The sequence below is a fragment of the Williamsia sp. genome, from assembly GCF_036566845.1.
In the GTDB taxonomy this organism is placed as follows: Bacteria; Actinomycetota; Actinomycetes; order Mycobacteriales; family Mycobacteriaceae; genus Williamsia.
Genome location: NZ_DATCVM010000035.1, coordinates 1 through 9208 on the forward strand (window position 1 = coordinate 1; position 9208 = coordinate 9208).

Annotated in this window: 10 protein-coding genes, 1 rRNA gene and 1 pseudogene; 4 read left to right on the forward strand and 8 right to left on the reverse strand. The window is 64.7% G+C overall.

Annotated elements, in window-relative coordinates; translation table 11 throughout:
- Positions 1 to 436 (forward strand): annotated as a pseudogene (locus VIQ49_RS02865) (hypothetical protein); the annotation flags it as partial.
- Positions 437 to 461: 25 nt separating this feature from the next.
- On the opposite strand, the gene VIQ49_RS02870 reads toward VIQ49_RS02865, so the two are convergent.
- Genes VIQ49_RS02870 through VIQ49_RS02885 form a run of 4 tightly spaced genes read right to left on the reverse strand, consistent with a single transcriptional unit; the run spans position 462 to position 4216 of the window.
- A complete protein-coding gene (locus VIQ49_RS02870; protein WP_414731562.1) occupies positions 462 to 1385 on the reverse strand; it encodes a tetratricopeptide repeat protein in 924 nt (307 codons plus the stop codon).
- A 47-nt stretch (positions 1386 to 1432) separates the two neighbouring features.
- Positions 1433 to 2638, reverse strand: a complete 1206-nt coding sequence (locus VIQ49_RS02875; protein WP_414731561.1) for an MFS transporter — start codon at positions 2636 to 2638, stop codon at positions 1433 to 1435.
- Positions 2639 to 2679: 41 nt separating this feature from the next.
- Complete coding sequence (locus VIQ49_RS02880) at positions 2680 to 3015, reverse strand: DUF3817 domain-containing protein (protein WP_331880528.1); 336 nt, start codon at positions 3013 to 3015, stop codon at positions 2680 to 2682.
- A 13-nt stretch (positions 3016 to 3028) separates the two neighbouring features.
- Positions 3029 to 4216 carry an acetyl-CoA C-acetyltransferase gene (locus tag VIQ49_RS02885; RefSeq protein WP_331880531.1) on the reverse strand — a complete coding sequence of 396 codons (1188 nt, stop codon included), beginning with the start codon at positions 4214 to 4216 and terminating at the stop codon, positions 3029 to 3031.
- 67 nt (positions 4217 to 4283) lie between these two features.
- On the opposite strand from VIQ49_RS02885, the gene mce reads away from it, so the two are divergent.
- Both mce and VIQ49_RS02895 read left to right on the forward strand, forming a co-directional pair.
- Positions 4284 to 4766, forward strand: a complete 483-nt coding sequence (gene mce / locus VIQ49_RS02890; protein ID WP_331880534.1) for a methylmalonyl-CoA epimerase — start codon at positions 4284 to 4286, stop codon at positions 4764 to 4766.
- 119 nt (positions 4767 to 4885) lie between these two features.
- On the forward strand, positions 4886 to 5962 hold the full coding sequence (locus VIQ49_RS02895) for a hypothetical protein (RefSeq protein WP_331880536.1): 1077 nt from the start codon (positions 4886 to 4888) through the stop codon (positions 5960 to 5962).
- Between the two features lie 6 nt (positions 5963 to 5968).
- Here the strand turns inward: VIQ49_RS02895 and VIQ49_RS02900 are convergent, their stop codons facing one another.
- Together VIQ49_RS02900 and nucS are read right to left on the reverse strand one after the other, a co-directional pair.
- Positions 5969 to 6217, reverse strand: a complete 249-nt coding sequence (locus VIQ49_RS02900; RefSeq protein WP_331880539.1) for an ATP/GTP-binding protein — start codon at positions 6215 to 6217, stop codon at positions 5969 to 5971.
- A 14-nt stretch (positions 6218 to 6231) separates the two neighbouring features.
- On the reverse strand, positions 6232 to 6930 hold the full coding sequence (gene nucS, locus VIQ49_RS02905) for an endonuclease NucS (protein WP_331880542.1): 699 nt from the start codon (positions 6928 to 6930) through the stop codon (positions 6232 to 6234).
- Between the two features lie 68 nt (positions 6931 to 6998).
- On the opposite strand from nucS, the gene VIQ49_RS02910 reads away from it, so the two are divergent.
- A complete protein-coding gene (locus VIQ49_RS02910) occupies positions 6999 to 7535 on the forward strand; it encodes an NUDIX hydrolase (RefSeq protein ID WP_331880545.1) in 537 nt (178 codons plus the stop codon).
- Positions 7536 to 7545: 10 nt separating this feature from the next.
- Here the strand turns inward: VIQ49_RS02910 and glsA are convergent, their stop codons facing one another.
- Entirely contained in the window at positions 7546 to 8943 is a 1398-nt protein-coding gene (glsA, locus tag VIQ49_RS02915) for a glutaminase A (protein WP_331880548.1), read from the reverse strand.
- A 131-nt stretch (positions 8944 to 9074) separates the two neighbouring features.
- Positions 9075 to 9191, reverse strand: a 5S ribosomal RNA gene (rrf, locus tag VIQ49_RS02920).
- Positions 9192 to 9208 lie beyond the last annotated feature (17 nt).

Genomic DNA, 9208 nt, shown 5'->3' on the forward strand with positions numbered 1-9208 from the left:
ACCGCCGGTGTCGTTCTGTCCTTCCAGCAACACCGTGTCGATGGACTCCTCGGAGCTGACGTCGATCGCCACCAACGGAACGAGTGGCCCTTCCGGGCTACCGAGTTTCATCGGTGGCGACTTCAGCGCCTATTCCCTCGTCGCATCGCGGTATTCGATCGCCGCGCAGCAGGCCCGCGGACAGGTGACCGACCAGCCCGTCGCCGCCGCACGGGCGGCCTGTGCCACTGGACAGTGGGCGCGATCCACCGCGGACTCCGGTGCCTTCACGCTGCGCGGAGGCGACCTCGATGAGCTGGTGTCCGGGATGCTGGTGAGCGGCGCCGTGGCCAGCGATGTCGCCGGCCGAGCGCTTCCCAGTGGCTTCTCCCGGATCGCGGCGTTCTCGGCCGGCTACTTCAACACCGACAAAGGGTGCTCTCGCTACGACCCGTGAGCCCTCGGAGGTCGCGCAGCCGCGCTCAGTACAGCGCGGTCGCGAGTTTGCGCCGTGCCGCGACCACAAACGGTTCGGCCGGATCGAACAGTTCGAAGAGTTCGAGGAGACGAGCTCGCGCAGCGCTGCGCTCGTCGCCCGCGGTCCTGGCGACAACCTTGATGATCCGGTCGAAGGCGGCTTCGGGCTGCTGGTTGAGCAATTCGATATCCGCTGCCGCCAGTTGCTTCTCGAGATCGTCAGGAGCTGCGTCGGCAACCTCGGCGGGGTCATGGGATTGCGCTCGTGCGACAAACGTGAGGTTCCGGACCAGAGAGGCGGCCTCGACATTGTTCGGCTCGGCGGCGGCGATGGCCTTGTAGTCGTCGAGCGCACCGTCGATGTCACCGTCATTGAGCTTGTCTTCCGCAGCGGCCATCCGTGGATCGATCGCCTCTTCGGTCTCCTCACCGTTCTCGGCCACCGCACCCGTGATCGCGGCGCCGTGCTGGCTCATGATGTCGTCGAGCCAGCCCTGAATCTGTGCTGCGGGCTGCGCGCCGGCGAACGCCGATACCGGTTGTCCGCCGGCGATCGCGACCACGGTCGGCACGGACTGCACGCCGAACAACTGGGCGATGCGAGGGTTGGCGTCGACGTCGACCTTCGCGAGCACCCAGGTGCCCCCGGATTCGGCGGCCATCCGCTCGAGCGTCGGCGACAGTTGCTTACACGGGCCACACCACGTCGCCCACAGGTCCACGACAACAAGAACCTGTGACGACCGGGCGACAACCTCGGTCTCGAATGTTTCCTCGGTGACGTCGTAGACAGCCGGGAAACCTGTTCCCCCGGCCGCGTCCGGGGACGACGGCGGTGCTGCTGCGGGTGGCGGGGTTGGCCGATTCGCCTGTGCGCGTTGGGCCTCGGCGCGTTCTTTGAGGCCGGAGAGATCGACGGCCCCTGACATCGCTGCTGCCGCACGGGCAGCCGCCTGCTGACTTTGTTGCGGTCTGGTCATTGCTCCAGTTTGGCACGGTCATCGGAGAGGTGGTGCCTGGGTCCGGTTGTCCGTGGTCCGCTCTCACGCGGCCGGACCACGGGAGCGAACACGATGGCGACCACCAACCCCACCACCGCAAACCACAGCGCGCTCCCGAGCGAGAACCAGTGGCTCAGCGGGCCGATGACAGCCGGACCCGCCAACATCCCGACATAGCCGAATCCGACAACCACCGAGATGATCTGTCCACTCGCCGCCATCGTGAGATTTCCGGCCGCGGTGAACAGCTGGGGAACCCCTCCGGCGATGCCGAGACCGAACACCGCCCATCCGACGATGCTCCACGGGGCACTGGGTGCACAGATCGCCAGCGCCATCCCGGCGACTGCCACAACTGCTCCACCGCGAACCACGGCCACCGGTCCGAACCGCGCGCTCACAGTGTCGGCAGAGAACCGGAAGATCACCATCGTGGCACTGAAGGCACCGAACGCCACAGCGCCCACCGCGTCGGAGACGTTGTAGGTCTCCACGATGTAGAGCGCACTCCAGTCGTAGGCGACACCTTCGGCGAGCATGAGCATGAACGCGACCAGGGCGAGCAACGCGATCCGGCCCCACGGACGCCGCGGAACGGTCTCGCCTGCCTTGTCCTGCTGCGGCGTGTCCGCCTCGTCGCCGGCACGACCGGTCAACAGATCACGCGACAGAACGATCGCGCTCACCACGCCCACCGCACTGAACGTACCCAGTACCGCCATGAGCGGCACGTCGAGCGCCAAACCGACGGCGACCAGACCGGCGCCGGCCAGACCGCCCACCGAGAAGTATCCGTGGAACGACGACATGATCGGGCGCCGGTAGGCGCGTTCACACACCACGGCCTGGGTGTTCATCGAGACATCGAGTGCACCGTTGCAGAAACCGAAGGCGACCAGACCCACAGCCAGCGTTGTGGTGCTGGTCGCCAGACCGGGTAGCAGGATCGCCAGCGACAACCCCATCGCGCTGACCACGGTGGGCCATTTGGAGCCGATCCGGTCGGTGAGCGGACCGACCAATTGCATCGCGACCAGAGCCGATCCCCCGATCGCGAGGAGCAGACCACCGAGCGTGGCGTGGTCGACACCGGTCCGTTCCCTGATCACGGGGATGTGGGCCACCCACATCGCGGCCAGCAGGCCATTGAGTCCGAAGATGCAGGAAACCGCCACCCGCACCCGAAGATCCGGGTGCGCGATGGCGGTTTCGGGTTGTGATGTCAGGCTGCTGCAACCTTCGACGGCGCTTCGGTTCCGCCGAGGAGGCCCTTACGCTTGGCCCAGACCTCGAAGACCAGCGTGCCGAACGGCGGAATGCTCGCCACCAGCGCGAGGCCGGTGGTGACCAGGTTCCACTTCAGGCGCCATGCTGCGAACAGCGCGACCACGACGTAGACCATGAACACGATCCCGTGCGTCATGCCAGGGATGGCGATGGCTTCTTCGTGTCCGAGCACCCACTTGAAGAACATCGCGATCAGTAGCGCCAGCCAGGTCACGGCCTCGGCAATCGCCACTACTCGGAAGATCTGGGCGGTGAGCTTCACAGAAATCAATTTTCGGTCACTTTCACTTCTTGGGTACGGAGATGATGAGCGCATCACCCTGTCCGCCGGCGCCACAGAGGGCGGCCACGCCCGTGCCACCTCCGCGACGGGCGAGTTCCAGGGCGAGATGCAGCGTGATGCGTGCACCGGAGGCGCCGATCGGGTGACCGATCGCGATGGCGCCGCCGTTGACGTTGATCTTGTCGTCGGTGATCCCCAGTGCCTTGGCAGAGGCCAGGCCCACTGCCGAGAAAGCTTCGTTGATCTCGTAGAGATCGAATCCGGCGGGGTCGACCCCGGCCTTCGACGCAGCCTTGCGGATGGCGTTGGCCGGCTGATGCTGCAGCGTCGAGTCCGGTCCGGCGACAACACCGTGGGGACCGATCTCGGCGAGCCATTCGAGTCCGAGAGCCTCGGCCTTGGCCTTGCTCATGACGATCACGGCGGCGGCACCGTCGGAGATCTGCGACGCGTTACCCGCGGTGATGGTTCCGCCCTTGCGGAAGGCGGCGCCCAGACGTGAGAGCGACTCCACCGTCGTATCGGCGCGGATGCCCTCGTCTTCGGCGAACAGGACCGGATCGCCCTTACGCTGCGGGATCGGCACCGGCACCACCTCATCGTCGTAGACGCCGTTCTTCCATGCGATGGCGGCACGCTGGTTCGACTGCGCGGCGAACTCGTCCTGCTGCTCACGGGTGAACTTCTCGACGTCGTTCTGCTGCTCGGTGAGCGCGCCCATCGGCTGATCGGTGAAGGGATCATGCAGGCCGTCATAGGCCATGTGGTCAACCAGCTCCGTGTTGCCGTACTTGAAGCCGCTGCGGCTGCCCTGCAGGATGTGCGGGGCCTGGGTCATCGATTCCTGGCCACCGGCGACAACACATTCGAACTCGCCCGCGCGGATCATCTGATCGGCCAGTGCGATCGCATCGATGCCCGAGAGGCACATCTTGTTGATCGTCAGAGCGGGGACATCCCAGCCGATGCCGGCCTTGACCGCGGTCTGCTTGGCAGGCATCTGGCCCGCTCCGGCACCCAGAACCTGGCCCATGATGACGTATTCGACCTCTGAGGCCGGGACGTTGCCCTTCTCGAGGGCACCGCGGATGGCGATCGCTCCGAGATCCACTGCGCTGAAATCCTTGAGCGAACCCATCAATCGACCGATCGGGGTCCGAGCTCCGGACACTATTACCGAAGTTGACATCTTGTACTGACCTCTCTGAAAGCTGGCTGAATCGTCGCTCATCCGCCCCCGAGGTTACCTTTAGGCCATGAGCACATCCCAACAGAACCCCCAGTCAGTGGCCCTCGCCACCATCGGCGAGCTCGTCACCGCCATCGATCACGTCGGGATCGCAGTGCCCGATCTCGAGGCCGCGAAGACCTGGTACCTCGAAAATCTCGGCCTGGTCACCCTTCACCAGGAAACGAACACCGCCCAAGGTGTGGTCGAGGCGATGGTCGGCCCGGCCGGGGCCGACAAGTCGCATGCCCTGATCCAGTTGCTGTCGCCGATCGACGACACCTCGACCATCGCCAAGTTCATCGACCGCAACGGCCCCGGATTGCAGCAGATGGCAGTCCGCGTGACCGACGTCGAAGAGGTCACCCGCCGCCTGGTGGCGAATGGGCTGCGGGTCCTGTACCCCGAGCCGCGTCACGGCACCGCGAACTCACGGATCAACTTCATCCACCCCAAGGATGCCGGTGGAGTCCTGCTCGAACTGGTCGAGCCGGCTGCCGACGCGCACTGACCCCAGACCCGAGGTCGCCGCCCGGGCCACGAACACGTGGGTTGCAGCCTGGTAACTCCTTGTGCAGCACACCGTGTTCACGCCCGGCACCGGCGGAGACACAGCGTAAAATCGCAGCCATGCCAAATAACGAGGCCACATCTGCCAGCGGCCTGCCATTTGCCACGGTCATGCGCGGTTACGACCGGGACCAGGTCACCGATTTCTTCCGTCGCTTCGACGCGGAGATGCGGGTCATCGCGGCCGATCGCGACGCCGCGACGGCCAACGCCCGCGAGCTCGCCGAGAATCTCGCGATCGCGCGCGACGACATCGACGAGCTGCGCCGTGAGGTCAACCGGCTCTCGGTGCCTCCCACGACCGTCCAGGGGATGAGCGAGCGCGTCTCGAGCATGCTGCGCCTGGCCTCCGACGAGGCGTCAGAGATCCGGGCGCAGTCGGAAGCCGAAGCTGCAGAAATACTTTCGATCGCCCGCCAGGAAGCCAGCGAGCACCGCACGGAGATCGCCCGCAAGAACGACGAGCTCGATCACCGGCGCGAGGCGATGCACGTCGAGCACGAGGCGACGATGAAGGCCGCCCGTCAAGAAGCCGAACGGATCGTCGCCGAGGCCACGGCTCAGGCGGCAGAGCTCGATGCCCGCGCGCAGGGCAACCGCGAGCGGATCCAGGAAGACTTCGACGTGACGATGGCCGCACGCCGGTCCGACGCGATCGCCGCCGCCAACAAACTCGAGACCGACAGCAAGAACGAGGCACGCGAACTACTCGAGACCGCCCGGGCGGAAGCCGAGAGCCTGCGTCAACGCGCTGCCTCCGCGGCAACCGAAAGAGTCACGCGCTCACAGGAAGTCACCGAACAGGTGCGCGCATTGCGCAGCCGGATGCTCTCGCAGCTCGCGGAGATCCGCAGCCAACTCGACGACGTTCCCCAGCTGCTCGCCGAGGTCGACAACGAGCCCGAACTGCTCGATCCGAACACCACCGGCCTCCTCAACAAAGAGCTCTCCGACAATGCCCGTCTCGAGGAGTCGTCTCCGGCCGATCACGCCACCGAGGAGAACGTCGACGATTCGGATGGCGGCGGGGCAGATCGTGCCGACGCCTCGGTCTCCGAGACTTCGACTGATGCCGAATCCGAGGTCGAGGCCGACAGCACGGACACCCCTGACCGGGTGAGCGCTTCCTACCGGTGAGAACCGCTAGCGTCGCGAACCCCGTTGCCCACGACGCCAGCATCCGGTGTGCCAATGGCGGCGGTCATCCACGTGGGTACCGCCGCCCAGTCCCTCGAACCAGTGGTCGTCCACGGGCCAGGCCACCACGTGCGGAACGCCGACCGTGATGGTCTGGTTACAGCCCGGGCACCGGTAGACCTTGGTGGCCCGCTGACCCGCGATCGGCCGAACGTAGTAGCTGTCGCCATCGGGGCCCGACTCGATCCGTTCCATCGTTCGCCGGTTCTCTAGAAGAGCCGGAATTCGGTGCTCTCGGTCCCCCGGAGCTTGTCGTAGTCGAGGGTGACGCAGCGGATGCCACGATCGTTCGCGAGCGTCTTGGCCTGCGGCTTGATCTGCTGGGCCGCAAAGATGCCCTGGACCGGTGCCAGCAGGGGATCGCGGTTCATCAGTTCCAGATAGCGGGTCAGCTGCTCCACACCATCGATCTCGCCGCGTCGTTTGATCTCGACCGCGACCGATGCCCCATCGGCGTCGCGGCACAGCAGGTCAACCGGACCGATGGCTGTCATGTATTCACGTCGCACCAACGAGTAGCCACTCCCGAGCGTCTCGACGTGTTCGGCGAGCAGCTCCTGCAGGTGAGCTTCGACACCGTCTTTGACCAGACCCGGATCGATCCCGAGTTCATGGCTCGAATCATGTTCGATCTCGGTGATCGTGATCCGGAGTTCCTCGCCTGCCTTGTTGGTCACCACCCAAAGTTGCGACCCGTCAGCGTCTTCCGGCGAACCAGAGCTCTCCGGTGTGGTCTCGACCAGCCAGCAGGGCGGGCTCATCCAGTTCAGCGGTTTGTAGGCACGATCGTCGGCGTGCACGCTCACTGAACCGTCGGACTTGATCAGCAGCAGTCGGCGAGCTTTGGGCAGATGGGCGGTGAGCCGTCCGACATAGTCGACCTGGCATTCGGCAATAACAAGACGCACGAAGACCACCTTAGGCCCGTGGCCTCGATGCGCGACGCCCCCGTGCCGCACGACGGCCATATTCTGAGGTGGTGTCGATCCAGCGAGTGTCCTCAGCCGAAATCTATGCCAATCCGTGGATGACCCTCCGCGAGGACAAGATCGTTCGATCCGACGGCAGCGCCGGCATCTACAGCGTCGTCGACAAGCCTGACGGTGTCATCGTCATCCCTCGCGAAGACGGTCGCCTGTTCCTGGTCGAACAGTTCCGCTACGCCGTGAACGCACGGAGATGGGAGTTCCCCGCCGGCACCGCACCTGACCGGCAGCACATGCCGGCTCCGGCCCTGGCGGCCCGCGAATTGTCCGAGGAGACCGGCCTGCGGTCGGGTCGCCTCACCCAGATCGGGATCGTCGATGTGGCACCAGGATTCAGCAGTCAGCAACAAGCCGTGTTCCTCGCGGAAGACCTGATCGCCGGCGCCACCGCCCGCGAACACGAGGAGCAGGACATGGATGGGAAGTGGTGGTCGGGTGACGAAGTATGGACGGCAGTTGCTCGCGGAGAGATCTGCGACGCGCAGACGTTGGCGGCCCTGACCCTCCTTCGGGTCCACGACCAGTGACGTCCCGACCCTACGATTGGTCGATAGCCTGCTTCAACAGCGAGTCCTCGGCGCGGGCCAGCGCCTCTCCCATGGTTTGCACCACCGACTCGGCGCCCCGCCTCGCCTCCGACGCGTGCGACCCCTTCTGGACCACAACGGAGTCCGGATCCAAGATCACGCCGTCGCGTCCGGATGCCCGCAGATTCTGACTCGATCCGACGAGCATTGCCCGAGATACCGCGTCCACCTGATCAACGCGGCTCATGTCCAGGATGGCTACATCGAAACTCGATGCCGCCCCCCGAAGCCGCCGAAGTACGCTCTCCATTCCGGAGAATGTCAGATCACCTTGCAGTTCGTACACGCGAATCCGGTTCCGCTTGCCGTTCAGGAATCGGCGTTCCTCTGGCGTCCGATCTGTGACGATGTCCAGCTCTTCGGCGTCATAGTGGGATCGGACCGTGACCCGACTCTCCCGGGTCACGTTGAAGATGTGCAGACCGAGATCCGAGGAGAGCTTCTTACACGCACTCACGCCGCGGACGCTGTTGCCGTGTTCGTCGAGGAGCGGCGAATAGACCCCGATCCCCAACTGGCCCGGCAATACCGCCATGATTCCGCCACCGACACCGCTTTTTGCCGGTAGGCCGACCGACGTCACCCAGTCGCCCGCTCCGTCGTACATTCCACACGTTGTCATCACACTCAGTACACGTTGCACGACATTCTGTCCCAGCGCCCGACGCCCCGTTCGGGGATTCACTCCTCCATTGGCGAGCGTGCCGCCGATGACTGCAAGGTCGTCTGTCGTGACGATGACCGAACACTGCCGGAAATACAGGTCGATGGTGTCTTCGGGCGGGGCCTTCAATGCGCCGAAGCTCTGCAGCATGAAAGCGATGGCACGATTTCGTGCTCCACTGCGCATCTCCGACTCGTAGACGTCGGTGTCGAGCGACAGTTGCCGCCCCGCGCACGAGCCATAGAACTCGAGCAGTTCGGCGAACGCCTTGTCCACGTCGGGCTGAGTTTCGAGCAGCAGCGACGCCGCCAGGATCGCGCCGGCGTTGATCATCGGATTACGAGGCCGACGACGCGAATCGACACTGATCTCGTTGAACGCCTCACCCGAGGGTTCAACTCCGATGCGTTCGTCCACCTCGGTAAAGCCCTTGTGGGTCAACGCAAGTGCGTAGGTCAGCGGCTTCGACACCGACTGGATGGTGAACCCGACGCCGGCATCGCCGATCGAATAGACGTGGCCCTCATGTACCGCCATGCTCAGGCCGAAACCATCCGGGTCAACTCTGGTCAGCTCGGGTATGTAGTCGGCCAGTTCACCCTGTTCGCCGACGGCACAGCTGTCGTGGATGAACTGGAGGTAGGTCTCCACAAGGGAAGGTCCGAAAGACGCCGGGGAGGTCATGGGTTCATCTAATCAAGAACACGGCCGCATCGGGATCCAAGGGACATGAACGGACGACGATCGAGCCCACTTGAACGAACAAAAGACTCAGGCCCTCACGCGTATGCGTAAGGGCCTGAGCCTGAAGTTGTGTTCGGCGGTGTCCTACTCTCCCACACTGATTAGGGTGCAGTACCATCGGCGCTGGTAGGCTTAGCTTCCGGGTTCGGAATGGGACCGGGCGTTTCCCTACCGCTATAGCCGCCGTAACAATGTGAAACAACCA